Genomic DNA, 24,965 nt, shown 5'->3' on the forward strand with positions numbered 1-24,965 from the left:
GGCGGGGGCACGCCTTCGGGCGCCCCGCCGGAAAAATACGGTCGGGAGCGCCCGGCCGGAAAAATACGGTCCCGGCGGGCGCGCCCGAAAGCACACCCCGCCGGGAGAACGGATGAAGTCAGACCTGCTTGTTCAGGCCCGGGTACAGCGGGTGCCTGTCCGCCAGCGCCTTCACCCGCAGCCGCAGCCCCTCCGCGTCGTACGCCGGCTTCAGCGTCTCCGCGATGACGTCCGCGACCTCCGCGAAGTCCTCCGCCGTGAAGCCGCGCGTCGCCAGCGCCGGCGTCCCGATCCGCAGACCCGACGTCACCATCGGCGGACGCGGGTCGTCCGGCACCGCGTTGCGGTTGACGGTGATGCCGACCTCGTGCAGCCGGTCCTCCGCCTGCTTGCCGTCCAGCTCGGACGCGCGCAGGTCGACGAGGATGAGGTGCACGTCCGTCCCGCCGGACAGGACGTTCACGCCGGCCGCGCGGGCGTCCGGCGCCGTCAGCCGCTCGGCGAGCAGGCGCGCACCCTCCACCGTACGCCGCTGCCGCTCCTTGAAGTCCTCCGAGGCCGCGACCTTGAAGGAGACCGCCTTCGCGGCGATCACGTGCTCCAGCGGGCCGCCCTGGAAGCCGGGGAAGACCGAGGAGTTCAGCTTCTTCGCGAACTCCTGCTTGGCGAGGATGATCCCGCCGCGCGGTCCGCCGAGCGTCTTGTGCGTCGTGGAGGTCACGATGTGCGAGTGCTCCACCGGGTTCGGGTGCAGCCCCGCCGCCACCAGGCCCGCGAAGTGCGCCATGTCGACCCACAGGTACGCGTCCACCGCGTCCGCGATCCGCCGGAACTCCGCGAAGTCCAGCTGCCGCGGGTACGCCGACCAGCCCGCGATGATCACCTTCGGCCGGTGCTCGCGCGCCAGCTTCTCCAGCTCCTCCATGTCGACCAGACCGGTCTTTGCCGAGACGTGGTAGGCGACGACGTTGAACTGCTTGCCGGAGAAGTTCAGCCGCATCCCGTGCGTGAGGTGACCGCCGTGCGCGAGGTCCAGGCCGAGGATCGTGTCCCCGGGCTGGGCCAGCGCGAACAGCGCCGCCTGGTTCGCGGACGCGCCCGAGTGCGGCTGGACGTTCGCGTACTCGGCGCCGAACAGCTCCTTCAGCCGGTCGATCGCGATCTGCTCGGCCACGTCGACGTGCTCGCAGCCGCCGTAGTAGCGGCGCCCCGGGTAGCCCTCGGCGTACTTGTTGGTCAGGACCGACCCCTGCGCCTCCATCACCGCGAGCGGAGCGAAGTTCTCCGACGCGATCATCTCCAGGGTCGACTGCTGCCGGCCCAGCTCCGCGTCGACCGCGGCGGCGATCTCCGGGTCCAGCTCGTGCAGGGAGGTGTTCAGGACAGACATGGGTACGACTCCTCAGCCGGTGGTGGTGAAAGCGGTGTACTCATCGGCGGACAGCAGGTCGCCGGGCTCGTCCGCGAGCCGCACCTTGAACAGCCAACCGCCGTCGAAAGGCTCGGAGTTGACCAGCGACGGGTCCTCGACGACATCCGGGTTGACGGCCGTGACCGTACCCGTGACCGGCGCGAACAGATCGCTCACCGACTTCGTCGACTCCAGCTCGCCGCAGGACTCGCCCGCGGTGATCTCGGCGCCGACCTCGGGGAGCTGGACGAAGACGACGTCGCCGAGCGCGTTCGCCGCGTGCTCGGTGATCCCGACCGTCGCCACGCCGTCCTCGACGGCCGACAGCCACTCGTGTTCCTTGCTGTAGCGCAGCTGCTGGGGGTTGCTCATGGCGTGAATTCTCCTGTACGGGCGGGACTGCTGGTGAATGGGGGACTGTAAAGGGCACGTGTGACCTGCGACGCGGCCCGCGAAGCTGAAAGAACTACCGCTCCCGCGTGTAGAACGGCAGCGCGACCACCTCGTACGGCTCGTGGCTGCCCCGGATGTCCACGCCCACCCCCGCCGTCCCCGGCGCGGCGTGCGCGGCGTCGACGTACGCCATCGCGACCGGCTTGCCCAGGGTGGGGGAGGGGGCGCCGGAGGTGACCTCGCCGATCACCTCGCCGGCGGCGACGACCGGGTACCCGGCGCGCGGGACGCGGCGGCCCTCGGCGATCAGGCCGACGAGGACCCGGGGCGGAGCCTGCGCCGCCCGTGCGGAAGCCGCGAGCAGCGCCTCCCGGCCCACGAAGTCGCCCTCCTTCCCGAACTTCACGACCCGCCCGAGCCCGGCGTCGAAGGGCGTCAGGGACGTCGACAGCTCATGGCCGTACAGCGGCATGCCCGCCTCCAGGCGCAGGGTGTCGCGGCAGGAGAGGCCGCAGGGGACCAGGCCGGCCGCCGCGCCCTCGGCCGTCAGCGCCTGCCACAGCTTCTCCGCGTCCGCCGGGGCGACGAAGAGTTCGAAGCCGTCCTCGCCGGTGTAGCCGGTGCGCGCGATCAGCGCCGCCGCCCCGGCGACCGTCCCGGGCAGCCCCGCGTAGTACTTCAGCCCGGCCAGGTCCGCGTCGGTGAGCGCCTGGACGATCCCCTGCGCCGCCGGGCCCTGCACGGCGAGCAGCGCGTACGCGTCCCGGTCGTCGCGGACCTCGGCGTCGTAGCCGGCCGCCCGCTCGGTCAGCGCGTCCAGGACCACCTGGGCGTTGGAGGCGTTGGCGACGACCATGAACTCGGTCTCGGCGAGGCGGTAGACGATCAGGTCGTCCAGGATGCCCCCGTCGGCGCGGCAGATCATCGTGTAGCGGGCCCGGCCCGCCTTCACCGCGGCGAGGTCGCCGACGAGTGCGTAGTTCAGCAGCTCGGCCGCCTGCGGTCCGGTGACCGTGATCTCGCCCATGTGCGAGAGGTCGAAGAGGCCGGCCCGGGTGCGCACGGCGTGGTGTTCGTCACGTTCCGAGGCGTAGCGCAGCGGCATGTCCCAGCCGGCGAAGTCGGTCATGGTCGCGCCGAGCGAGCGGTGCAGGGCGTCGAGCGCGGTGTGGCGGGGCGTGGAACTGCTCATGGAACGGTGTCTCCCAGGACGTACGGCGAGGGCGGGCTTCCGGCAGGGGAACCCCGGTGGACGGAGAAAACCCTTGGAAGGTCTCCTCCCCATCTGTCATCGGAACCTGAGAGGTTCGCCGCGAGCCGCGCGGAGGGATCCGCACAGGTCAGGGCTTGCACCTTGGGTGGGACCCCCGCACGTCGCGGCGGTCCGCTTTTCAGATGTGCCTCGCCCGCGCGGTAACGGTGCCTGAGAGATTCAAGGGAGGGACTTGCTCCTTCGGCGCCCCACCGGATGGGGACTCTCCCGCGCGGATTCGAACGGCCTGTATGCAGTTGACGCGGTCATCATCGCACGCCACCCCCGCCCCGCGGCAGGCCACATCTGTAACCGGGCTGTGCCGATCCGCGCATCACCTCGCGATACACCGGGCATTACCTTCTCTTTACTGTCTATGGGGAGACCCTTAGCCAAGGGGCTGCTCCGATGGGGAGGACGATCACGGTGAACAGGACCACGGCGTACGCGGCGGGCACGGCCCTCGCGGTGCCCACGCAGCCCACCCGGCCGGCCCAGGAGGCCTGCGCCCCCGCCCCCGCCGTCCGCGATCTGCGCGAGCGCGCCGGCCGCAGCCCGCACGCCCTCCTCTTCGGCCCCCGCGACCTCGTCGTCGTCACCGGCCTGCCCGGCAGCGGCAAGTCCACGCTGATGCGGCGCGCGGTGAAGGGCGTGGCCGTCGACTCCCAGGACACCAGGGACCGCTGGGCCGCGCGGCTGCCGGCCGCGCTGCCGTACGCCGTCTACCGGCCGCTGGTCAGGCTCGCCCACTACGCGGGGCTGTACCGCGCGCTGCGCTCGGGCGAGGGGGTCGTCGTCCATGACTGCGGGACCCAGTCGTGGGTGCGGTCCTGGCTGGCGCGCGAGGCGAAACGCAAGGGGGGCCGGCTGCATCTGCTCCTGCTGGACGTCACCCCGGGCACGGCACTTGAAGGCCAGCGGGAGCGGGGGCGGGGTGTCTCGCGCTACGCGTTCCTGCGCCACCGGCACGCGGCGGCCCGGCTGATCCGCGCGGCGGAGCGGGGGAACCTCCCCGAGGGCTGCGCCGCGGCGGTGCTGCTGGACCGGGCTTCGGCGGACGCCTTGAGGAGGATCGCGTTCACAGGCTGACGTCCCCTTAAACTTCGACCTTCAGCAGAAGTTTCCAGCAGGCGGTAGACGAGATGGACTTCCCGGCGGAACTCCCGGCCGACTTCCCGGCCCAGACACACCCCTATGCGCACGGCGGCTGGCCGGGCAACGAGCTGGAGGAGGTGCTGTCGGCCTCCCTCGGCGTCCCGTCGGCGGGCGCCCGCATCCTGGAGGTGCTCGGCCGCAGCTTCGTCTGGGTCCCGCTGCCCAACGGCGGCGGCCCCCGCACCGGCCCCCTGGACCTGCCCACGATGGACATCGGCGGCCAGACCTACGTCCCCGTCTTCACCTCCGAGGAACAGTTCCGCCAGGTCACCGGCTCGCACATGGCGTATACGATCGCCCCGGCCGTCGAGTTCGCCCGGGGCCTGCCCCCGCAGGCGGGCATCGCCCTCAACCCCGACGGCGTCGTCGGCGTCCCCCTCCCCCCGGAGGCCGTCGCCGAGCTGTGCCGCTCCGGGCGCACGGCGCTGGACGGGACGGCGACGGGCGCGCGGGTGCGGCTCTTCGAACCGGACTGGCAGGACGACCCCGTCGACTTCCTCGCCGAGGCGGCCCGCGAGTTCGCCGCGACCGGCGTCGTCCTCAGCGCCCGCCGCTGCCTCGCCGCGATAGAGACGACGCGGCCCGTGATGTTCGTCGGCGTCGAACTCTCCCAGTGGGAGGGCGAGTTGAGGGAACGGCCGCTGGACGCGCTGGGCCGGGCGCTCGGGCGGGTGCCGGTGCCGTGGGCGGTGAACCTGATCCTGCTGGACGTGGCGCAGGACCCGGTGGGGGAGTGGATGCGGGCGAACGTGCGGCCCTTCTACAGCTAGGGCCGCTTAAGCTTGACCCGCACAGCCAACTGAAAAACGCGGGCCAACTCCAATGAAGGGGCGGTAAAGACGTGAGCGTGAGCGGCACCGCTGCGACCGGCCAGGTCGAGCACATGCTGCGCCAGGTCACGCCCGGGCGCTACGACGCCTACGAGGCACTCCTCCGCGCCCTCGCCACCCCCGCCACCGGCCAGATCTGGATGCTCCTGTGGCACGGCCAGGCCGGCTCCCCGGACGCCCAGTACGGCTCGATGGAGGTCGAGGGCCAGGGGTACGCGCCCGCCGTCACCTCCGCCCAGGAGCTCTCCGCGAGCGGCTGGAACCGCAGTTACGAGGTCGTCGACGCCCTCGACGTGGCCCGCGCCCTCTACCCCGACCACCACGGCCTGTGGCTCAACCCGCACGCCCCGGGCGGCGGCGTCGGCGTCCCCTGGGCCGACCTGCGCCGCATCGCCCACGGCCTCGACCGCCAGCCCGCCGGACCCCTGCGGCTGGCCGAACCGGCCGTGGACATCCCGCACTTCTACGCCCTGCTGAGCCAGAACGCCCACCGCACCCCGGCGGTCCGCGCCCTGCGCCGCGCCTGGGTCCAGCCCGCGCTGGGCGCGCCGTACCTCTCCATCGGCCTCGATGTGTACGACACCTCGCCGCCGTCCGTGGACGCGGTACGCGCGATGATGCAGCAGTCCATCGGCGCGGTCCCCGAGGGCCTGCCCGTCTCGACGGTCACGATGACCGACGAGTACGACCCCGTGGTGCTGTGGATGCGCGGCAACGCCCGCCCGTTCTACGACCGCGAGGCGCACGCCGCCCAGCCGCCGCAGTCCCCGGCCGCCGGATACGGCTATCCGGCCGCCCCCAGCGGATACTGACGGTCCGTCAGTCCCAACTCGCGTAACACACGCGTCACTTGCGTTTCACAAGATCTGCGCGCGTAGAGACGCCGGGTAAGTCCCACTAGTACCGGCCTTTTCCCAACTTGCCCCCGTCCGGCGGGCGTTACCCGCTGTTCGGATAGCGGAACCCGGCCGTCGGCATCACGGTTGCGCATACTTTCCCCGCCAGCTCTGGCGCGTGATCACAACGGCATTGAAGACTCGCCTCTCAAAGAAGGCAGGAGGGGTCTGATCACAGTGACCGCACCGATCGAGACCACCGGAGGAGCGGCGGGCGCAGAGCCCGAGACCGTGCTCGTCGGGGTCAAGAAGAGCCAGATCGAAGGGCGTTCGCTCAGCCAGATCGCCTGGACCCGGTTCAAGCGGGACAAGGTGGCCGTCGCGGGCGGGGTCGTCGTCGCCCTGCTCGTGCTGATGGCGGTCCTCGCCAAGCCGATCGAGAAGGTCTTCGGGCTCGACCCGGACAAGTTCAACCAGGACCTCCTCGACCCGGCGATGCAGGCGCCCAAGGGCGGCTGGGGCGGCATGAGCTGGGCCCATCCGCTGGGCGTCGACCCGACGTTCGGCCGGGATCTGCTCGCCCGTGTGATCGACGGCTCCTGGGTCTCCCTGCTGGTGGCCGGCGGCGCCACCGTGCTGTCCGTCGTCATCGGCACCGTCCTCGGTGTGATCGCCGGGTACTACGGCGGCTGGGTCGACAGCGTGATCAGCCGGCTGATGGACACCTTCCTCGCCTTCCCGCTGCTGCTGTTCGCCATCGCCATCTCCGCCTCCGTGCAGGACGGCTTCTTCGGACTGAACGGGCTCACGCTCCGCATCTGCGTGCTGATCTTCGTGATCGGCTTCTTCAGCTGGCCCTACATCGGCCGTATCGTGCGCGCCCAGACCCTGACCTTGCGGGGGCGGGAGTTCGTGGAGGCCGCGCACAGCCTCGGAGCGCGCGGGCCGTACATCCTCTTCCGGGAGCTGCTGCCCAACCTCGTCGCCCCGATCCTCGTCTACTCGACGCTGATCATCCCGACGAACATCCTCTTCGAGGCCTCGCTGAGCTTCCTCGGCGTGGGCATCGCACCGCCGCAGTCCTCCTGGGGCGGGATGCTCAGCGACGCCGTGAACTTCTACGCGGCCGATCCGCAGTACATGTTCGTGCCCGGACTGGCGATCTTCATCACCGTCCTGGCGTTCAACCTGCTGGGTGACGGGCTGCGCGACGCGCTCGACCCTCGCAGCAAGTGATCCGCATCGATGGAGGGGGCTTTCCTCAGGTGAAGACGAGAAGGGTGACCGCGAGTCTGGCGTCGGTCGTGGCGCTGGCGCTCGGCGCGAGCGCGTGCGGCGGTGGCGGTGGCGGCGGTACGACGGCCAAGGGCAAGCAGAACGAGGCACTGACCTCCGTGGTCAACGCGTCGGACAAGAAGGGGGGCACCCTCAGCTTCGAGCACTCCGACGTCGCCGACTCCCTGGACCCGGGCAACACGTACTACGGCTGGGTGCAGAACTTCTCCCGCCTGTACGGCCGTACGCTCACGACGTTCAAGCCCGCCGCCGGCAAGGACGGCCTCACGGTCGTCCCCGACCTCGCCGAGTCGCTGGGCGTGCCGAGCGCCGACGCGAAGACGTGGACGTACAAGCTGCGGGCCGGCGTGAAGTTCCAGGACGGGACGACGGTCACCTCCAAGGACGTCAAGTACGCCATCGAGCGCTCCAACTTCGCGCCCGACGTGCTCTCCAACGGGCCGACGTACTTCAAGACGTACCTCGACGGCGGCGACAAGTACCAGGGCCCCTACAAGGACAAGTCCCCGGGCGGCCTCTCCTCCATCGAGACGCCGGACGACCGGACCATCGTCTTCAAGCTGAAGCAGCCCTTCGCCGACTTCGACTACCTGGCGACCTTCTCGCAGACCGCGCCGGTGCCGCAGGCCAAGGACGACGGCGCCAAGTACGTGCAGCACATGGTCTCCTCGGGCCCCTACCAGTTCTCCTCCTACGAGGAGGGCCGCAGCGCCACCCTCGTGCGCAACCCGCAGTGGGACGCGAAGACGGACCCGATCCGCAAGGCCCTGCCGGACAAGATCACGATCAAGTTCAAGGTGAACGCGATCACGATCGACAACGACCTGCTCGCCGACAAGATCACCGCCGACGCGGGCGGCACCGGCGTCCAGGGCGCCACCCAGCCGAAGGTGCTGAGCGGCAAGAACCTCCAGCAGACGGACAGTTCCTACGCGGGCGCCACCCAGTGGATCGCGCTGAACCAGAACGTCGCCCCGTTCGACAACATCCACTGCCGCAAGGCCGTGCAGTACGCCATCGACAAGCAGTCCATCCTGGACGCCATCGGCGGCTCCCCCAAGGGTGACGTGGCCTCCACGCTGCTGCCGCCCTCGGTCAACGGCTACACCAAGTTCGACGAGTACGCGACGGCCGGCAACAAGGGCGACGCCACCAAGGCCAAGACCGAGCTGACCGCCTGCGGCAAGCCGAACGGCTTCAACACCATCCTCACCGCCCGCTCCGACCGGCCCGCCGAGGTCGCGCAGGCCACGGCCGTCCAGGCGGCGCTGAAGAAGGTGGGCATCAACGTCGAGATCCGGCAGTTCCCGGCCGGCAAGTACTTCTCGAACTTCGCGGGCGTCCCGTCCTACGTCCACGAGCAGAAGCTCGGCATGCTCTCCATGGCGTGGGGCGCCGACTGGCCGACCGGCTTCGGCTTCCTCGACCAGGTCGTCAGCGGCCACTCCATCAAGCCCTCCGGCGGCAACAACCTGGCGGAGCTGAACGACCCGAAGATCAACGCGGCGCTGTCCGCGGCGATCGCCAACACCGACGCCGCCGCCCGCACCAAGGCGTGGGGCGACATCGACAAGATGGTCATGGACACCGCCACGGCCGTCCCGACCGTCTACCGCAAGAACCTGCTCTACCGGCCGGCGTCCGCGACCAACGTCACGGTCACCCAGGCGTACCTGGGCATGTACGACTACCTGCTGCTCAGCTCCTCCAAATAACGCCCTAGGCGTTAAAGGCCGTATCCCTTTGAAAGGCAGGTGAAGGCTCCGGGCGGGCCCGTGGACATCCCGCAGGCCCGCCCGGAGCCGGACAGCTGTGGCTGCGTACATCATCCGACGCGTCTTCGGCGCTTTGGTACTGCTGCTGGTGGTCAGCGCAGTCACCTACGCGATCTTCTTCCTCGTTCCCCGGCTCGGCGGACAGACGGCCGATCAGCTGGCCACCCAGTACGTGGGCAAGGACGCCAACCCCGACTCGGTCGCCGCGATCAAGAAGAACCTGGGCTTCGACCAGCCCATCTACGTGCAGTACTGGCACTTCGTCAAAGGCCTGTTCGTCGGCGCGGACTACAAGTTCGGCCCCGACGCCACCCGCTGCGACGCCCCCTGCTTCGGCTACTCCTTCAAGAGCCACGTCGAGGTCTGGCCCCAGCTGACCGAGCGCATCCCGGTCTCCTTCTCGCTCGCCGTCGGCGCCTCCGTGCTCTGGGTGGTCTTCGGTGTCACCACCGGCGTGATCTCCGCGCTGCGCAAGGGCACCCCGGTCGACCGCATCTCCATGTTCATCGCGCTCGCCGGCGTCTCCCTCCCGATCTTCTTCACCGGTCAGGTACTGAACGCGCTGTTCGTCTACCAAGTTCCCATCTGGAGCTCGATCGACTACGTGCCGTTCACCCAGAACCCCGCGGAATGGGCCTGGCACCTGCTGCTGCCCTGGGTCTCCCTCGCCTTCCTCTTCTCCGCCCTCTACGCACGGCTCACCCGGGCGGGCATGCTGGAGACCATGGGCGAGGACTACATCCGCACCGCCCGCGCCAAGGGCCTGAAGGAGAGCACGGTCGTCACCAGGCACGGCCTGCGCGCCGCGCTCACCCCGATCGTCACGATCTTCGGCATGGACTTCGGCACCCTGGTCGGCACCGCCGTCCTCACCGAGACCGTCTTCTCCCTCCAGGGCATCGGCGCCTACTCGGTGCAGTCCATCCGGGACAACGACCTGCCCATCGTCATGGGCGTCACCCTGGTCGCCGCGTTCTTCATCGTCTTCTGCAATCTCGTCGTCGACCTGGTGTACGCCGCCATCGACCCCCGGGTGAGGTACTCGTGAGCAAGCCGACCCCTGTGCAGCCCTCGGAAGAGGCGTTCCTCTCGGTCCGCGACCTGCGCATCCACTTCGACACCGACGACGGCCTGGTCAGGTCCGTCGACGGGGTCAGCTTCGACGTCCGGCGCGGCAGGACCCTCGGCATCGTCGGCGAGTCCGGCTCCGGCAAGTCCGTCACCTCCCTCGGCGTCATGGGCCTGCACCGCGCCTCCCCCAACGCCAAGGTCAGCGGCGAGGTCTGGCTCGACGGGCAGGAGCTGATCGGCGCCGACCCCGACGAGGTACGGCGGCTGCGCGGCCGGAAGATGGCGATGATCTTCCAGGACCCGCTCTCCGCGATGCACCCGTACTACACGGTCGGCCAGCAGATCGTCGAGGCGTACCGGGTCCACCACGAGGTCACCAAGAAGGTGGCCCGGGCGCGCGCCGTCGAGATGCTCGACCGGGTCGGCATCCCCGAGCCCGGCAAGCGCGTCGACGGCTACCCGCACGAGTTCTCCGGCGGTATGCGCCAGCGCGCGATGATCGCGATGGCCCTGGTCAACAACCCCGAACTGCTCATCGCCGACGAGCCGACCACGGCCCTCGACGTCACGGTGCAGGCCCAGATCCTGGACCTCATCCGCGACCTCCAGAAGGAGTTCGGCTCGGCCGTCATCATGATCACCCACGACCTCGGGGTGGTCGCCGAGATGGCCGACGACCTGCTGGTCATGTACGGCGGCCGGTGCGTCGAGCGCGGCCCCGCCGAGACCGTCTTCGACGCCCCCCGCCACCCCTACACCTGGGGCCTGCTGGGCTCGATGCCGCGCCTGGACCGCGACGACACCGACCGGCTCATCCCGATCAAGGGCGCCCCGCCCTCCCTGATCAACATCCCGTCCGGCTGCGCCTTCAACCCGCGCTGCCCGTACGCGGACCTCCCCAAGGACGACGTCACCCGCACGGTCCGCCCCGACCTGACCGAGGTCGGGGAACGGCACTGGGCCGCCTGCCACTTGAGCAAGGAGCAGCGGGAGCGGATCTGGACCGAAGAGATTGCGCCGAAGCTGTGAGTGAATCCAACGCGGCGTCCAACGCCGGGAAACAGGCCGGTACTTCGGAGGCCGTCGCCGACCGCGAGATCCTCCTCAAGGTCACCGGCCTCCAGAAGCACTTCCCCATCCGCAAAGGCCTGCTCCAGCGCCAGACCGGCGCGGTGCGGGCCGTCGACGGCATCGACTTCGAGGTCCGCCAGGGCGAGACCCTGGGCGTGGTCGGCGAGTCGGGGTGCGGCAAGTCGACGATGGGCCGGCTCATCACCCGGCTGCTCGAACCGACCGGCGGCCAGGTCGAGTTCGAGGGCAAGGACATCACGCACCTGAGCGCGGCCGGGATGCGCCCGCTGCGCCGGGACGTACAGATGATCTTCCAGGACCCGTACTCCTCGCTGAACCCCCGGCACACGATCGGCACGATCGTCAGCGCCCCGTTCAAGCTCCAGGGCGTGCAGCCCGAGGGCGGGGTGAAGAAGGAGGTCCAGCGGCTGCTGTCGGTGGTCGGCCTCAACCCCGAGCACTACAACCGCTATCCGCACGAGTTCTCCGGCGGCCAGCGCCAACGCATCGGCATCGCACGGGCGTTGGCCCTGAACCCGAAGCTGGTCGTGGCCGACGAGCCGGTCTCCGCGCTGGACGTCTCGATCCAGGCGCAGGTCGTCAACCTCCTCGACGACCTCCAGCAGGAGCTGGGCCTGACGTACGTCATCATCGCGCACGACCTCTCGGTGGTCCGGCACGTCTCGGACCGGATCGCGGTCATGTACCTCGGGAAGATCGTGGAGCTGGCCGACCGGGACAAGCTCTACAAGGCGCCGCTGCACCCGTACACCAAGGCGCTGCTCTCGGCCGTCCCGATCCCCGATCCGGGGCGCCGCTCGGCGAAGAGCGACCGCATCCTGCTCAAGGGCGACGTCCCGTCCCCGATCTCCCCGCCGAGCGGCTGCCGCTTCCACACGCGCTGCTGGAAGGCGACGCAGGTGTGCCGGACGACGGAACCGGCGCTGGTGGAACTGGCCCCGGGCCAGCGGGTGGCGTGCCATCACCCGGAGAACTTCGCGGACCAGGTCCCGGACGACGCGCCCCTGTCGACGCAATCCGGCCCAACTGCCGGATGAGGCATGACGAGTTCGTAAAGCCATGGACATGACCAGCTGACGAAGTGCAGGGTCGTCCCTGTCCGTACGCACCGCGTGAAAGGGACGACCATGGCACTCACCCGCTCGGCCCGCATCGCCGCCCTCACGACCGTGGCGGTCTCCTTCTTCGGCGTGATCGCCGCCGCCCCGGCCCCCACGCCGGGCGCGCCCGGCATCGGCGACACCTACTTCCCGCTGCTGGGCAACGGCGGCTTCGACGCCCTCCACTACGACCTGGGCATCGCCTACGACCCGCCCACCGGCCGCCTCGACGGCCGCACCACCCTCACCGCGCGCGCCACCCAGAACCTCTCCGCCTTCGATCTCGACCTCCAGCAGCTGGAGGTGACCCGGGTCGAAGTGGACGGCAGACGCGCGGAGTTCACCCGCGCGGGCGACGAGATCCAGATCACGCCCCGCCAGTTCCTGCGCAAGGGCCGCGAGTTCAAGGTCACGGTGACCTACGGCGGCGTACCCCAGCCGCTCAGCGGCCCGATCGTGTTCGGCTCCAAGTACGGCTGGATGAAGACCGACGACGGCGTCTTCGTCGCCTGCGAACCCAACGCCGCCTCCACCTGGTTCCCCTCCAGCGACCACCCCTCCGACAAGGCCACCTACGACATCCGCATCAAGGCCCCCAAGGGCCTGAAGGGCGTCTCCAACGGCCGCCTGGTCTCGACGTTCGACAAGGGCGGCTCGACGTACACGCACTGGCGCGAGACCAAGCCGATGGCGACCTATCTCGCGACGGCGACCATCGGGAAGTTCGACGTCCAGACCGGCACGACCCCCGGCGGCATCCCGGTCTACGTCGCCATCGACCCGGTCCTGAAGAACAGCAACAACGTGGACGTGTACGGCGTCACGGCCGCCGCCACCGACTACTGGTCGCAAGTCTTCGGCCCCTACCCCTTCGAGGAGACCGGCGCGATCGTCGACGACATGCCGGAGGCGGGGTTCTCGCTGGAGGTGCAGAGCAAGCCGGTGTACTCGGCCGTGCGCAACGAGTCGACGATCGTGCACGAGCTGGCCCACCAGTGGTTCGGCGACTCGGTGTCCGTCGAGCGCTGGAAGGACATCTGGCTGAACGAGGGCTTCGCGACGTACGCGCAGTGGCTGTGGGCCGAGCACAAGGGGACGGCCACCGCCCGTGACTCCTTCCTCGCCGCCTACAACTCCCGCCCCGCCGACAACGCGTTCTGGCAGATCACCGTCGGCGATCCGCAGCGCGACACGATGTTCGCGTCCGCCGTCTACCAGCGGGGCGCGATGACGCTCCAGATGCTGCGCGAGCGGATCGGGGACACCGCGTTCTTCGAACTGCTGCCGGCCTGGACGAAGCTGCACCGGTACGGGAACGCGGACACGGCCGACTTCGTGAAGCTCGCGGAGCGGGTTTCTGGGCAAGATCTGACCGATCTGTTCCAGACCTGGCTGTTCACGACAGGTAAGCCCACGCTGTAACAAGCCAGAATGTGCGGGTGCTCCAGCCAATCTTCAGCCCCTCCGTCCAGCACACCCTGGACCTGGCCGGCATCTTCGTCTTCGCGCTCTCCGGCGCGCTGCTGGCCGTCCGCAAGAACTTCGACGTCTTCGGCATCGCCGTCCTCGCCGAGGTCACCGCGCTGGGCGGCGGGCTGCTGCGCGACGTCGTCATCGGCGCCGTGCCCCCGGCGGCCTTCACCGACCTCGGCTACTTCCTGACCCCGCTGTTCGCCGCGCTGCTGGTCTTCTTCCTCCACCCGGAGGTGGAGCGCATCCAGGCGGCCGTCAACGTCCTCGACGCGGCCGGCCTCGGCCTGTTCTGCGTCGCGGGCACCACGAAGGCGTACGAGCACGGCCTGGGCCTCACCTCCTCGGCCGCGCTCGGTCTCGCCACCGCCGTCGGGGGCGGCGTCCTGCGCGATGTGCTCGCCAACGAGGTGCCGTCCCTGCTGCGCTGGGACCGCGACCTCTACGCGGTGCCGGCGATCGTCGGCTCCACCATGGTCGTGCTGTGCATCCGCTACGACGCCCTCACCCCGGCGGCCAGCGGCGCCGCCGCCCTCACGGCTTTTGTCCTGCGCCTGCTCGCGATGCGTTTTCACTGGCGAGCTCCTCGCGCGTGGCACCGCCGTTCGACGGTCCGGGAAGAGTAGCCCCGGCCTGCGAGCCGTTCGCCCCGTCGTCCGCGCCCGCGTTCCCGTTGACGTTGGTCAGCCCCATCTGCTGCGTCAGCCACTGGAACGACGGCACGACCTGCGGCTTCCACAGCGCCATCGTGTGCCCGCCGGCGCTCTTCGGGATGTAGATCACACTCACGTACGTCGGCGCCTTCGCGGCCTTCTTCAGCGCGAGCCCCGCCTCGTAGCCGTCGCCCGGCTGGCCCGACTGGTACAGCGAGACCTTCGGCGGGGTCGCCGCCGACTTCAGCATCAGGTACGGGTTGCTCTCCCGGCGCAGCTTCGGGTCCTGGGCGGTCAGCGAGGAGCGCTCGCCCATCGGGTCGTTGTAGCCGGAGAGGCTGACGGCGGCCCGGTAGCGGTCGGGGTGGGCGACCGCGAGCTTCGTCGCGCAGTGCGCGCCCGCCGAGTACCCGGCCACGGCCCAGCCCTTCGGCGCGGGCAGCGCGCGGAAGTTGTCCGTCACCATCTTCGGCACGTCGATGCTGAGCCAGGTGTCCGCGTTCACCGTGCCCGGCACGTTGGCGCACCCGGTGTCGACGCCGGCCAGGAGCGTCGTACGCGGCGCGACCAGGATGAACGGGGCGACCTTGCCCTGCTTCATCAGCGGGGCGAGCTGTTCGTGGGCCTTCATCGAGCCGAACCAGGCCTTCGCCGAACCGGGGTAGCCGGGGAGGACCTCGACGACGGGGAAGTGGATGTGCTTGAAGTCCGGTTCGTTGTACTGCGGGGGCAGCCAGACGTAGACCTCCGCGCTCACCCCGGAGACCTGGCCCTTCAGCTGGGTCTCCAGCACCCCGCCGGCCGCGCTCATCCCGGGGCCCGTGGCGGGCGCGAAGGTCTGCTTCACCTTCGGCAGCTGCTTCAGCGCGATCCCGCCGGTGCCCGACTTGCCGAGGTCGGCGGCCTGCTGCACATGCGAGCCGGTGCCCAGGAGGTCGTGCCAGTTGTCGTACAGGTTGTTGGCGTTGTTCACCATCACGAAGACCAGGGCCACCGCCGTGCCCTGCGCGAACAGCAGCATCAGCATGCGCGCCCCGGCCCGCAGCGCGCGCGGGCCGCGCATCCGCGACCACAGCACGAACGGCAGCACGACGGCGACGACGGCCAGCACGATCAGGGTGTAGAGGAACGGGGTCCCGGTGAGGCTCATGCCCGTAGAGAGGGGAAAGGCGCAGCATAGGTTTACGGACGTAGCGGACACTTACCGAGAAATTGCCGTGACCTCACCCACGTACTACCGGAGCTTTTGCGCTTCCTTGGCCCGGAGCAGACTGTTTCCATAAAAGCTACTGCTTAGTAATATAGTGTTGTATCTTTCCTCCATGGCCCTCCTTCCTGACGCCCCCGCCCGCAGCGAGTTCGACCGCGACACGGCCCTCACCCCGCGCGGCCCCGGCGTGTACGGCATCGACCTCCCCACCGGCTGGACGATCTTCGGCGCCCTCAACGGCGGCTACCTCCTCGCCGTCCTCGGCCGCGCCCTGGCCGACACCCTCCCGCACCCCGACCCCTTCACCATCTCCGCCCACTACCTCAGCGCCTCCCGCCCGGGCCCGGCCACGGTCCGCACCGAGACCGTCCGCACCGGCCGCACCCTCTCCACCGGCCAGGCGTCCCTCCTCCAGCACGACGACAACGGCCAGGAGGTCGAACGCATCCGGGTCCTCGCCTCCTACGGCGACCTCGCCGCCCTCCCCGACGACGTCCGCACGACCGCCGCCGTGCCTCAACTCGCGCCGCTGGAGCAGTGCTTCGGCCCCGAGGACGCGCCGGGCTCCGCCGACCAGCAGCCCATAGCCGAACGCCTGATGCTGAAGCTGGACCCCACGACGATCGGCTGGGCGCTCGGCCGGCCCTCGGGCCGGGGCGAGTCCAAGGCATGGTTCGGGCTCGCCGACGGCCGGGACGTGGACCCGCTCGCGCTGCTGCTCGCGGTGGACGCGCTGCCGCCGACCGCCTTCGACCTCGGGATCAACGGGTGGGTGCCGACCGTGGAGCTGACGGTCCACGTCCGGGCGGTGCCGGCGCCGGGGCCGGTGCGGGTCGTCATCACCACGCGCAACCTCGCGGGCGGCTATCTGGAGGAGGACGCCGAAGTCTGGGACAGCGCCGACCGGTTGGTGGCCCAGTCGCGCCAACTCGCCCGCGTACGTATGTGAGTTGTGCGGGTTCTGTCACGGGACGGTACCGGCTGGTAAGGGCGCTCTTCTGATGAAGCCGCAGGTCAGCGGCTTTTCTTGGGGCGCCCTTGACCTTGCTGACAGGGTGGGCACAGAGGAGGCCCAAGGAAGGCTCAGACGCCGTTGGTTGAGTTCGACTCCTCAGGCCCTCCTCATCCTCCTTGGAGCTTTTTCTCATGAAGCGTGCGCGTCTCGTCCCCGCTGTGGCGCTCCTGGCGCTCTCGCCGTTCGCCCTCGCCGCGTGCGGCGGCGGCGACTCCTCGTCCTCCACGTCGTCCACCGGCAACGGCGGGACGTCGTCCTCGGCGTCGTGCCAGCCGATGCCGACGGGGACGGCGATGCCCAGCGGGGCGCCGAGCGGGGCGCCTTCGGGGGCGCCGACCGGCGGGGCGTCCGGGCAGCCGAAGCCGACGGGTACGCCCACGGCGATGCCGTCCGGCGGGCCCGGGGGCGGCGGGCAGGGCGGCCAGGGCGGTCCCGGCGGGGGCGGCCAGGGCGGCGGCTGCGGCGGGCCCGGCGGGGGTCAGGGCGGGCAGGGCGGCCAGGCCCAGCAGCAGGGCTGATCCTCGGCGGGGCTGATCCTCGCGGAGAAGGGGCGGCGCTGCCCGGTCAGGGGCGCCGCCCCTTTCGTATGCCCTTGGTTTTGTATGGCCTTGGCGCTCAAGGGAGTTGGGGGCTGTCGAGCCAGTGCCGGCGGCCCACGTTGATCAGCCGCAGCTGGCGGGTCGCCCGGTCGATGACGCGGGCCCGCTCCTGCGCCGGGGCGTCCAGTGTGTCCAGGAACAGGACGGCGACGATCAGCATCTGGTCGACGTACAGCTGCGCCAGCATCAGCAGGTCCGCGTCGCTCCAGCCCTCCGCCGCGCGGTCCTTGGCGAGTTCGGCCTTCACCTCCTCGGCGAACCGCTCCAGCTGGGCCCGGATCGCGGCGCGGACCGGCTGGACGCCGCCGTTGCGCTCGCGGGCGACGAAGCGGACGTGGGCGGGGAGGGAGGTCACGTATCCCTCGATCAACTCCAGGGCGCGGCCGATGCGTTGCTCGTCGGGGTCGTTCGCCAGGACCGTCTCGCGGATCATCGGGTGCAGGCTGCCGAGCGCCTCCTCGACGAGGGCGACGCCGAGGTCGGCGGTGGAGCGGAAGTGCCGGTAGAAGGCGGTGGGGGCGACGCCGACGGCGCGGGTGACCTCGCGCAGGCCCAGGCTGCTCAGGCTCTGCTCCTGGAGCAGCTCCAGCGCGGCGTCCAGGAAGGCCTGCCGGGTCTTCTGCTTCTGGGCCTGCCGGATGCCGAGGGTGTGACTCATGTCATCCAGTTAACAACTGTTCTCCGTAATTGGAAAGCCGGTGGGCGGGCTAGACTCCGGAGTCAGTGAACAACTGTTACTACAACTGTTCACCGAACCGTAACGAGAGCTGACCGACAGAAAGACAGAAAGGCGGAGGGGAACCCCATGCTGTTCCTCGTAGTCGCACTCCTCCTGCTCGGTGTCGCGCTGGGCACCGTCGCCCATGTGCCGCTCGGCGTCACCCTCGTCGCCGGCGCCGGCATCGCCGCCTGGCTCGCCGTCTTCGCCGTCCGCGAGCGCATCGCCCGCCGCCGGGCCAACTGACCTGCCCCGAAAGGCACTTGAGATGCCGCACCTCACGGCGCCGGCGGACCGCCCGACGGCCGCCCGCGACACCGACGGCATGGCCGTCGCCTCCTTCATCCTCGGCCTCGTCGGCCTCCTCGTCCTCAACCTCTTCCTCGGTCCGATCGCCGTCGTGCTGGCGTCGGTCGCCCTGTGGCGGGGGACGAAGCGGCCGGGCCGGGCCGTCCTCGGACTCACCCTCGGCATCGCCGACCTGGTGGTCCTGGGCGTGCTGACGTACGCCGACTCCACGATTTCCTGGAGCGTCTGACCCGCGCCGGAGCCGCCCGCGCCGGGCCCCGTACAATCACCTCACCATGGCTTACCTCGACCACGCCGCGACGACCCCGATGCTGCCCGAGGCGGTAGAGGCGCTGACGGCGCATCTGGGAGTCACCGGCAACGCCTCGTCGCTGCACGCATCCGGCCGCCGGGCCCGCCGTACGGTGGAGGAGGCGCGGGAGGCGCTCGGTGAGGCGCTCGGCGCCCGCCCCAGCGAGGTGGTCTTCACCTCCGGCGGCACCGAGGCCGACAACCTCGCCGTCAAGGGCCTGTACTGGTCCCGCCGGGACGCCGATCCGGCCCGCACCCGCGTCCTCGCCAGCCCCGTCGAGCACCACGCGGTCCTCGACGCCGTGCACTGGCTCGGCGAGCACGAGGGCGCCACCGTCGAGTACCTGCCGGTCGACTCCTACGGCCGCGTCCACCCCGATGCCCTGCGCGAGGCGATCGCCCGCAACCCGGACGACGTGGCGCTGGCCACCGTCATGTGGGCCAACAACGAGATCGGCACGGTCTTCCCGGTCCGTGAACTCGCCGACGTGGCCGCCGAGTCCGGCGTCCCGCTGCACGCCGACGCCGTCCAGGCCTTCGGGCAGCTCCCGGTCGACTTCGCGGAGTCGGGCCTCGCCGCGATGACGGTCTCCGGGCACAAGGTCGGCGGCCCGTACGGCATCGGCGCGCTCCTCCTCGGCCGCGAGTACACCCCCGTACCCGTCCTGCACGGCGGCGGCCAGGAGCGGCATGTCCGCTCCGGGACGCTGGACACCCCCGCCATCGCCTCCTTCGCCGTGGCGGGTGCGCACGCCGCCTCCCATCGTGAGCGATTCGCCCGTGACATCGGGGAGTTGCGCGACCGGCTGGTCGACTCGGTCCGTACAGCGGTCCCGGACGTGATCCTCGGCGGCGACCCCGCGCCCGGCGGGCGGCTCCCGGCCAACGCGCACTTCACGTTCCCCGGCTGCGAGGGGGATTCGCTGCTGCTGCTGCTCGACGCGCAGGGCATCGAGTGCTCGACGGGCTCCGCGTGTACGGCGGGGGTGGCGCAGCCGAGTCATGTGCTGCTGGCGACGGGAGTTGACCCGGATCTGGCGCGCGGGACCTTGCGGTTCTCGCTGGGGCACACCTCGACCCAGGCCGATGTGGACGCGGTTGCCAAGGCGATCGGGCCTGCGGTGGAGCGGGCTCGGGTGGCGGGGCTTTCGTAGCGCTGAGCCGTGGGGTTCGGTTCGGCGGGGTTTCATCGGGCCCGGCGGAAGCGGATCCGCCGGGCCTTTGCCGGTCAGCTCTCGGTGACCATCAGCGCCGCCATCATGCCCTCGTCCTCGTGCTGGAGGAGATGGCAGTGGAGCATGTACATGTAGGTGTCGTCGGTGTAGTCGGTGAACTTCATGGCGATCTTTATCGAGCCGCCGCCGACCACCTCGAAGGTGTCGAACCAGCCCAGGTCGACGCCGGCCGGCTCCTCGCCGTTGACCTCGATCAGCTGGAACGGCACGTCGTGCAGGTGGAAGGAGTGTTCCAGCTGGGTCGCGTTGGTGATCGTCCAGATCTCCTCGGCGTCCAGCGTCGTACTGATCATCGCCATCCCGGACATCGTCGTGCCGACCGAACCGTTGATGGTCATGTTCAGGCCGCTCTGGCCGAGCGTGATCGTGCGCGCCGTGAAGCTCGACGTGTCGTACCGGGTGATGGTGTTGAGCGACGACGGCAGGTCGGCCGGGGTGTCGGAGGCGTCCGGGGTGACGGTCAGGAAGTCGTACGTGCCGCTGCCGCCGCGCACCCAGCCGGTGGTGACGACCGTCTGGAGGGTCACCGCGTCGCTGAGGTCCATGACGAACTCGGCGCGGGCGCCGGCCACCAGACGGATCGAGGTGACCTCGGCGGCGGACGCCAAGTAGCCCTGGTCGGTGGCTATCTGGGTGAGTGTGCCGCCGTCGCTGCGCTGGATGGTGAGGATGTCGGCGGGGGAGGCGTTCAGGACGCGGAAGCGGGTGCGGGTCTTGGTCGCGGTGAAGGTGAGGGTGGTGTCGTCGACGTTGACGCCGTTGCACAGCAGCGGGTAGACGAGGCTGCTGCCGAGGTAGCCGGTCAGGTTGTACTTGACGTCACCGCTGCTGTCGGCGGCCAGCGACTGGAGGATGATCGGGATGTCGTCCACGCCGTAGTCGCTGGGCAGCGCGGAGGACGTGGTCGAGTCGTCCTCCACGATGATCATTCCGGCGAGGCCCTTGACGACCTGCTCGGCGGTGGTGCCGAGGGCGTGCGGGTGGTACCAGAGAGTCTTCGCCTCGTCCTTGACCTCGAACGTCGGCGACCAGGTCTTGCCGTCGGCGAACGCGTTCTGCGGGCCGCCGTCCATCTCGGCCGGGATGTGCGCGCCGTGGAAGTGCACGGTGGTGTCGGCGCCGAGGCTGTTGGTGATGTTCAGCAGGACCGTGTCGCCGCTCGTCCACTTCATGGTCGGGCCGAGGTAGCTGCCGTTGTAGCCGGCGCTGGAGCTGGTGACCCCGCTCAGGACCTCGTGGGTACCGGTCGCCGCCTCCAGGGTGTAGGTCGTCGTGGTGCCGGAGGTGGTGCCTTCCAGCAGGTCGGGCACGGTGAGGGTGGCGGTGTTGGTGGCGGCGCTCGCTTTGTTGCCGCCCGTGCCGCCGAGCAGTCCGATGGCCGAGCCGGCCCCGGCGACCGCGCCGAACCCGACCCCGGCGAGACCGCCGAGGAACTTGCGCCGGTGCATTCCCTTGCCGCGCCGGGTGACCTTGGTGTGCTCGCCCTTGCTCTGCTCGCCCTTGGCGTTGTCCGTGGGCTCTGTGGAGTGCGTCATAGCCCGGGATGTTTTTCCTAAGGGCTGTGTAAAGACTGGGCCGAGCTTAGGAGTCGAACAGGTGAGCTGTGAACCGGCTGGGTGCCGAACTTCCTTGAAAAATAAGGGAGTTGGGGCGGGGGCTGGTCGTGGGGCGGGCCGGGGACGTAAAGGGCGCCTTTTCGGGCCGCCGGCTTTGCTGAGCCGTGACCTGAGAAAAACATGAGGAGTCCCGGCCCCGGGTGACGGAATGTCAGGCGGTGGCCGATTTGGCGGACGGCGTACCGGAAGAGGCCGTCTGAGCTGCTGCTTCGCGTACGAGGCGTATGTACCGGCCCCAGTCCCAGTGCTTGCCCGGGTCGGTGTGGTCGGTGCCCGGCACCTCGACGTGCCCGATGATGTGCTTGCGGTCGACCGGGATGCCGTACCGCGCGCAGATCCCCGCCGTGAGCCGCGCGGACGCGGTGTACATGGCGTCCGTGAAGTCCTGCGGGCGGTCGACGAACCCCTCGTGCTCGATACCGATGCTGCGTTCGTTGTACGACCGGTTGCCCGCGTGGTACGCCACGTCCAGCTCGCGGATCATCTGGGCGATCCGGCCGTCCTTGCCGACGATGTAATGGGCGGCGGCCTGATGCCCCGGGTCCTGGAAGGCCTTCACGGCGCTGGCGAAGTCACCCTGGGTGACATGGACGATGACCATGTCGATCCCGTAGTCGTCCGGGCGGTCGGCCCAGCGGAAGTTGGCGGTCGAGGCGGCGACCCATCGGGCGCTGGTGAAGTCGACGGCGCCTTCGACGCGGGGGCGTTGTACGCCGGGGAGGCGGTACCAGAGGCGGGAGAGCTCGCCCCAGGAGAGGGCGGCGGCGCCGGCGGCGGTCGCGGCGGTGCCGATGAGGAGGGCGCGGCGGCCGAGGTGCCGGTCGCTGTCTCGTTTCCTGTCCCCCATGGGCGTGCCCCTTTTTTCGCTAGGTCTCACCACCCCCAACGATCAGCCGTGGGGGCGGGTTCCCGGCGCCGGTGGGAAGCGGTTCCCGGCGTCCATAGGTACCGGTATCCGGCGCCCCGTACCCTGGAGGGGCCATGACTGAAACCTCGCGCCCCCTCCGTGTCCTAGCCGCCATGTCCGGCGGCGTCGACTCCGCCGTAGCCGCCGCCCGAGCCGCGGAAGCCGGCCACGACGTCACCGGTGTCCACCTCGCCCTCTCCGCCAACCCGCAATCCTTCCGCACGGGCGCGCGGGGCTGTTGCACCATCGAGGACTCCCGCGACGCCCGCCGCGCGGCGGACGTCATCGGCATCCCCTTCTACGTGTGGGACCTCGCCGACCGCTTCCGCGAGGACGTCGTCGAGGACTTCATCGCCGAGTACGAGGCCGGCCGCACCCCCAACCCCTGCCTGCGCTGCAACGAGAAGATCAAGTTCGCGGCCCTGCTGGACAAGGCGCTCGCCCTGGGCTTCGACGCGGTGTGCACGGGTCACTACGCGAAGGTGCTGGTGGGCGCGGACGGGGCGCGGGAACTGCACCGCGCGAGCGACATGGCGAAGGACCAGTCGTACGTCCTCGGCGTCCTGGACGAGAAGCAGCTCGCGCACGCGATGTTCCCGCTGGGGGACACCGTGACGACGAAGGAGGAGATCCGCGCGGAGGCCGAGCGGCGCGGTCTCGCGGTCGCCAAGAAGCCCGACTCCCACGACATCTGCTTCATCGCCGACGGCGACACGCAAGGGTTCCTCGCCGGCCGCCTCGGCAAGGCGGAGGGCGACATCGTCGACGAGTCCGGCGCCAAGCTGGGCACCCACGAGGGCGCGTACGGCTTCACCATCGGCCAGCGCAAGGGCCTGCGCATCGGCACCCCGGCCCCCGACGGCAAGCCGCGCTACGTCCTCGACATCTCCCCGGTGAACAACACGGTGACGGTGGGCCCGTCGGAGGCCCTGGACGTGATCGCCCTGACAGCGATCAAGCCCCGCTGGTGCGGAACGGCCCCGACGGCCCCGGCGACCTACACCGCCCAGCTGCGCGCCCATGGCGACGAGACAGAGGTCACGGCGGAACTGGTGACCGGCGAATTGCGGGTGACCTTCACCGAGCCGGTGCGGGGGGTGGCGCCGGGGCAGGCGGTCGTCCTGTACGACGGCAGCCGGGTGGTGGGGTCGGCGACGATCGCGACGACTGTGCGGCGGGCTACGGCGGGGGTCTGAGCGCCGCCGACACCCCTATGCGCACCTACGGCACCAGCGCCCACACCGCCGACGAGCTGACCCGGCTCGTCGGCGCCCGCCTGGGGGTCGTCTTCACGGAGCGCGACAGCGACTACCGGGGCGGCTATCACGTGGCCGAGGTCCCTCCCGGCCGGATCGAGATCCAGCCCAACGCGATCCCTGGGGACGACGGGGAAGACGATCTGTACGCCCCGGAGCACCCGACGACCCGGGTGCTCCTCCTGGTCTCCGCCCCCGCTCTCCATGCCCTCCTGGAGTCCGTCGAGGGGCTCGTCCGGCTTTAGTCAGTGGTCCGGATCGGTCAGGAGACCTCGGCCTCGTAGAAGCACAAGTACCCCTTGATCGCCGCCACTTCCGGCAGGGGATCCGGGTAGGACCAGGCCAGGTCGGGGGTGTCGGGGTGGGACCAGTAGGAGGCTTTGCCCTTGAAGGGGCAGGTGGTGTGGGTGGGGGAGGGGGACAGGAGGGGGAAGTGGACGTCGGACGGGGGGACGTAGTAGCGCGGGGGGCAGCCTGTCTCCTTCAGGAGGAGGGCCTGGGTGGTGTCCGCCAGGAGGTCGGTGCCGTGGTGGACGCGGACCCGGGCGGTCGTCGGCTCGATCGTGATCTTGTGTCCGGTGCTCATGCAGTGAAAGCGCGCGCGGGGGCTCGTATGTTCCCCGTACGGTGCTGGGCATGCGTATCTGTGTCTTTCTCTCCGCCTCCGATCTCGACGAGCGCTATACGCGCCCCGCGCGGGAGTTCGCCACGCTGCTCGGTGAAGGCGGGCACACCCTGGTGTGGGGCGGGTCCGACGTCGGGCTGATGAAGGTCGTGGCGGACGGGGTCGCGGCCGCCGGCGGGCGGCTGTGCGGGGTGTCCGTGGAGTTTCTGGCGGCGACCGCGCGGGCGGGGGCCGAGGAGATGGTCGTCGCCAAGGATCTCGCCGAGCGCAAGCGGCTGCTGATAGAGAAGGCCGACGCCGTCGTCGTCATGGCCGGCGGGGCCGGCACGCTCGACGAGGCCACCGAGATCGTCGAGCTGAAGAAGCACCGGCGTACCGGTGTGCCGGTGGTCGTGCTGAACACCGAGGGGTTCTACGACGGGCTGCGGCAGCAGTTCGAGCGGATGGAGGCGGAGGGGTTCCTGCCGGTGCCGCTCACGGAGCTGATGGTCTTCGCGAAGGAGCCTGCCGAGGCTATGGGGTATCTGGTGGAGGGGCGGGGGTGAGGGGGGGCTTGGCTGGGGGGGGGCTTATGGGGGCGGGGTCTTGGCGAGGATGCCTCATGGGGGCGGGGTCTTGGACGAGGGCGCCTCGTGGGGGCGGGCCTGCGGTTGGGCGTGCCTCGGGGGTGGGGGCTGCGGCTCGGGCGTGCCTCGGGGGTGGGGCGTGCGGTTGGGGTGGGCTTTGGGGGTGGGGCTGCGGCTCGGGCGTGCCTCGGGGATGAGGGCTGCGGCTGGAGTGTGCGGCTGGTCTGCGGTGTGCCCTCGGCTGAGTCCTGCGTGCTTTGCGGCGGGTCCGCCCTGGGAGGAGG

26 protein-coding genes and 2 riboswitches are annotated in these 24,965 nt (G+C 70.2%); of the genes, 18 read left to right on the top strand and 8 right to left on the bottom strand.

What is annotated here, in order from left to right; all coding sequences use genetic code 11:
• Nucleotides 1-118: 118 nt before the first annotated feature.
• From glyA to gcvT, 3 genes are all read right to left on the bottom strand, one after another.
• Nucleotides 119-1,390, bottom strand: a complete 1,272-nt coding sequence (gene glyA / locus ACYUD3_RS26385) for a serine hydroxymethyltransferase (RefSeq protein ID WP_470974579.1) — start codon at nt 1,388-1,390, stop codon at nt 119-121.
• A 12-nt stretch (nt 1,391-1,402) separates the two neighbouring features.
• Nucleotides 1,403-1,783, bottom strand: a complete 381-nt coding sequence (gene gcvH / locus ACYUD3_RS26390; protein WP_470974582.1) for a glycine cleavage system protein GcvH — start codon at nt 1,781-1,783, stop codon at nt 1,403-1,405.
• 94 nt (nt 1,784-1,877) lie between these two features.
• Nucleotides 1,878-2,996, bottom strand: a complete 1,119-nt coding sequence (gene gcvT, locus ACYUD3_RS26395; RefSeq protein WP_470974585.1) for a glycine cleavage system aminomethyltransferase GcvT — start codon at nt 2,994-2,996, stop codon at nt 1,878-1,880.
• Between the two features lie 83 nt (nt 2,997-3,079).
• A riboswitch (glycine riboswitch) is annotated at nt 3,080-3,205 on the bottom strand.
• Nucleotides 3,206-3,297: riboswitch (glycine riboswitch) on the bottom strand.
• Nucleotides 3,298-3,482: 185 nt separating this feature from the next.
• Between gcvT and ACYUD3_RS26400 the strand changes: the two genes are divergently transcribed.
• From ACYUD3_RS26400 to ACYUD3_RS26445, 10 genes are all read left to right on the top strand, one after another.
• The gene (locus tag ACYUD3_RS26400) at nt 3,483-4,145 is read left to right on the top strand and encodes an AAA family ATPase (protein ID WP_470974587.1); all 663 of its coding nucleotides are present in this window, start codon (nt 3,483-3,485) and stop codon (nt 4,143-4,145) included.
• A gap of 53 nt (nt 4,146-4,198) precedes the next feature.
• Complete coding sequence (locus tag ACYUD3_RS26405; protein WP_470974590.1) at nt 4,199-4,981, top strand: enhanced serine sensitivity protein SseB; 783 nt, start codon at nt 4,199-4,201, stop codon at nt 4,979-4,981.
• A gap of 71 nt (nt 4,982-5,052) precedes the next feature.
• On the top strand, nt 5,053-5,853 hold the full coding sequence (locus ACYUD3_RS26410) for an enhanced serine sensitivity protein SseB C-terminal domain-containing protein (protein ID WP_470974593.1): 801 nt from the start codon (nt 5,053-5,055) through the stop codon (nt 5,851-5,853).
• 261 nt (nt 5,854-6,114) lie between these two features.
• On the top strand, nt 6,115-7,113 hold the full coding sequence (locus tag ACYUD3_RS26415; RefSeq protein ID WP_470974596.1) for an ABC transporter permease: 999 nt from the start codon (nt 6,115-6,117) through the stop codon (nt 7,111-7,113).
• A gap of 29 nt (nt 7,114-7,142) precedes the next feature.
• The gene (locus ACYUD3_RS26420; RefSeq protein WP_470974599.1) at nt 7,143-8,888 is read left to right on the top strand and encodes an ABC transporter substrate-binding protein; all 1,746 of its coding nucleotides are present in this window, start codon (nt 7,143-7,145) and stop codon (nt 8,886-8,888) included.
• A gap of 97 nt (nt 8,889-8,985) precedes the next feature.
• Nucleotides 8,986-9,996 carry an ABC transporter permease gene (locus ACYUD3_RS26425; protein ID WP_470974602.1) on the top strand — a complete coding sequence of 337 codons (1,011 nt, stop codon included), beginning with the start codon at nt 8,986-8,988 and terminating at the stop codon, nt 9,994-9,996.
• Complete coding sequence (locus ACYUD3_RS26430; protein WP_470974605.1) at nt 9,993-11,048, top strand: ABC transporter ATP-binding protein; 1,056 nt, start codon at nt 9,993-9,995, stop codon at nt 11,046-11,048. The genes ACYUD3_RS26425 and ACYUD3_RS26430 overlap by 4 nt, the downstream gene beginning before the upstream one ends.
• A gap of 68 nt (nt 11,049-11,116) precedes the next feature.
• Nucleotides 11,117-12,148 carry an ABC transporter ATP-binding protein gene (locus tag ACYUD3_RS26435; protein WP_470974971.1) on the top strand — a complete coding sequence of 344 codons (1,032 nt, stop codon included), beginning with the start codon at nt 11,117-11,119 and terminating at the stop codon, nt 12,146-12,148.
• A 90-nt stretch (nt 12,149-12,238) separates the two neighbouring features.
• A complete protein-coding gene (locus tag ACYUD3_RS26440) occupies nt 12,239-13,633 on the top strand; it encodes a M1 family metallopeptidase (protein WP_470974608.1) in 1,395 nt (464 codons plus the stop codon).
• 17 nt (nt 13,634-13,650) lie between these two features.
• Nucleotides 13,651-14,307: a trimeric intracellular cation channel family protein gene (locus tag ACYUD3_RS26445; protein WP_470974611.1), complete on the top strand. Its 657-nt coding sequence runs from the start codon at nt 13,651-13,653 to the stop codon at nt 14,305-14,307.
• Here ACYUD3_RS26445 and ACYUD3_RS26450 read toward each other — a convergent pair.
• Nucleotides 14,216-15,484: an alpha/beta hydrolase gene (locus ACYUD3_RS26450; RefSeq protein WP_470974614.1), complete on the bottom strand. Its 1,269-nt coding sequence runs from the start codon at nt 15,482-15,484 to the stop codon at nt 14,216-14,218. The genes ACYUD3_RS26445 and ACYUD3_RS26450 overlap by 92 nt on opposite strands.
• Nucleotides 15,485-15,656: 172 nt before the next feature.
• Here ACYUD3_RS26450 and ACYUD3_RS26455 point away from each other — a divergent pair, with 172 nt between their 5' ends.
• Both ACYUD3_RS26455 and ACYUD3_RS26460 read left to right on the top strand, forming a co-directional pair.
• The gene (locus ACYUD3_RS26455; RefSeq protein ID WP_470974617.1) at nt 15,657-16,493 is read left to right on the top strand and encodes a thioesterase family protein; all 837 of its coding nucleotides are present in this window, start codon (nt 15,657-15,659) and stop codon (nt 16,491-16,493) included.
• Between the two features lie 197 nt (nt 16,494-16,690).
• Nucleotides 16,691-17,077 carry a hypothetical protein gene (locus ACYUD3_RS26460; RefSeq protein ID WP_470974620.1) on the top strand — a complete coding sequence of 129 codons (387 nt, stop codon included), beginning with the start codon at nt 16,691-16,693 and terminating at the stop codon, nt 17,075-17,077.
• A gap of 97 nt (nt 17,078-17,174) precedes the next feature.
• On the opposite strand, the gene ACYUD3_RS26465 is transcribed toward ACYUD3_RS26460, so the two are convergent.
• Nucleotides 17,175-17,816: a TetR family transcriptional regulator gene (locus ACYUD3_RS26465; RefSeq protein ID WP_470974623.1), complete on the bottom strand. Its 642-nt coding sequence runs from the start codon at nt 17,814-17,816 to the stop codon at nt 17,175-17,177.
• A 147-nt stretch (nt 17,817-17,963) separates the two neighbouring features.
• Here ACYUD3_RS26465 and ACYUD3_RS26470 point away from each other — a divergent pair, with 147 nt between their 5' ends.
• The 3 genes from ACYUD3_RS26470 to ACYUD3_RS26480 are packed head-to-tail and all read left to right on the top strand — an operon-like array spanning nt 17,964 to nt 19,630.
• Nucleotides 17,964-18,122 (top strand): hypothetical protein, encoded by a 159-nt coding sequence (locus ACYUD3_RS26470; protein ID WP_470974626.1) that lies wholly within the window; start codon nt 17,964-17,966, stop codon nt 18,120-18,122.
• 22 nt (nt 18,123-18,144) lie between these two features.
• Nucleotides 18,145-18,414 carry a DUF4190 domain-containing protein gene (locus tag ACYUD3_RS26475; protein WP_470974628.1) on the top strand — a complete coding sequence of 90 codons (270 nt, stop codon included), beginning with the start codon at nt 18,145-18,147 and terminating at the stop codon, nt 18,412-18,414.
• A 46-nt stretch (nt 18,415-18,460) separates the two neighbouring features.
• Nucleotides 18,461-19,630, top strand: a complete 1,170-nt coding sequence (locus ACYUD3_RS26480) for a cysteine desulfurase family protein (RefSeq protein WP_470974630.1) — start codon at nt 18,461-18,463, stop codon at nt 19,628-19,630.
• A gap of 74 nt (nt 19,631-19,704) precedes the next feature.
• On the opposite strand, the gene ACYUD3_RS26485 is transcribed toward ACYUD3_RS26480, so the two are convergent.
• Complete coding sequence (locus ACYUD3_RS26485) at nt 19,705-21,246, bottom strand: multicopper oxidase family protein (protein WP_470974633.1); 1,542 nt, start codon at nt 21,244-21,246, stop codon at nt 19,705-19,707.
• A 232-nt stretch (nt 21,247-21,478) separates the two neighbouring features.
• Entirely contained in the window at nt 21,479-22,174 is a 696-nt protein-coding gene (locus tag ACYUD3_RS26490; RefSeq protein WP_470974636.1) for an N-acetylmuramoyl-L-alanine amidase, read from the bottom strand.
• Nucleotides 22,175-22,308: 134 nt separating this feature from the next.
• On the opposite strand from ACYUD3_RS26490, the gene mnmA reads away from it, so the two are divergent.
• Both mnmA and ACYUD3_RS26500 read left to right on the top strand, forming a co-directional pair.
• A complete protein-coding gene (gene mnmA / locus ACYUD3_RS26495; protein WP_470974638.1) occupies nt 22,309-23,430 on the top strand; it encodes a tRNA 2-thiouridine(34) synthase MnmA in 1,122 nt (373 codons plus the stop codon).
• A 17-nt stretch (nt 23,431-23,447) separates the two neighbouring features.
• Nucleotides 23,448-23,735 carry a hypothetical protein gene (locus ACYUD3_RS26500; RefSeq protein WP_470974641.1) on the top strand — a complete coding sequence of 96 codons (288 nt, stop codon included), beginning with the start codon at nt 23,448-23,450 and terminating at the stop codon, nt 23,733-23,735.
• A 17-nt stretch (nt 23,736-23,752) separates the two neighbouring features.
• Here the strand turns inward: ACYUD3_RS26500 and ACYUD3_RS26505 are convergent, their stop codons facing one another.
• Nucleotides 23,753-24,076 (bottom strand): DUF427 domain-containing protein, encoded by a 324-nt coding sequence (locus ACYUD3_RS26505; protein ID WP_470974643.1) that lies wholly within the window; start codon nt 24,074-24,076, stop codon nt 23,753-23,755.
• Nucleotides 24,077-24,126: 50 nt separating this feature from the next.
• Here ACYUD3_RS26505 and ACYUD3_RS26510 point away from each other — a divergent pair, with 50 nt between their 5' ends.
• The gene (locus tag ACYUD3_RS26510; protein ID WP_470974645.1) at nt 24,127-24,660 is read left to right on the top strand and encodes an LOG family protein; all 534 of its coding nucleotides are present in this window, start codon (nt 24,127-24,129) and stop codon (nt 24,658-24,660) included.
• Nucleotides 24,661-24,965 lie beyond the last annotated feature (305 nt).

The organism is Streptomyces sp. AMJ-169 (genome assembly GCF_055597585.1).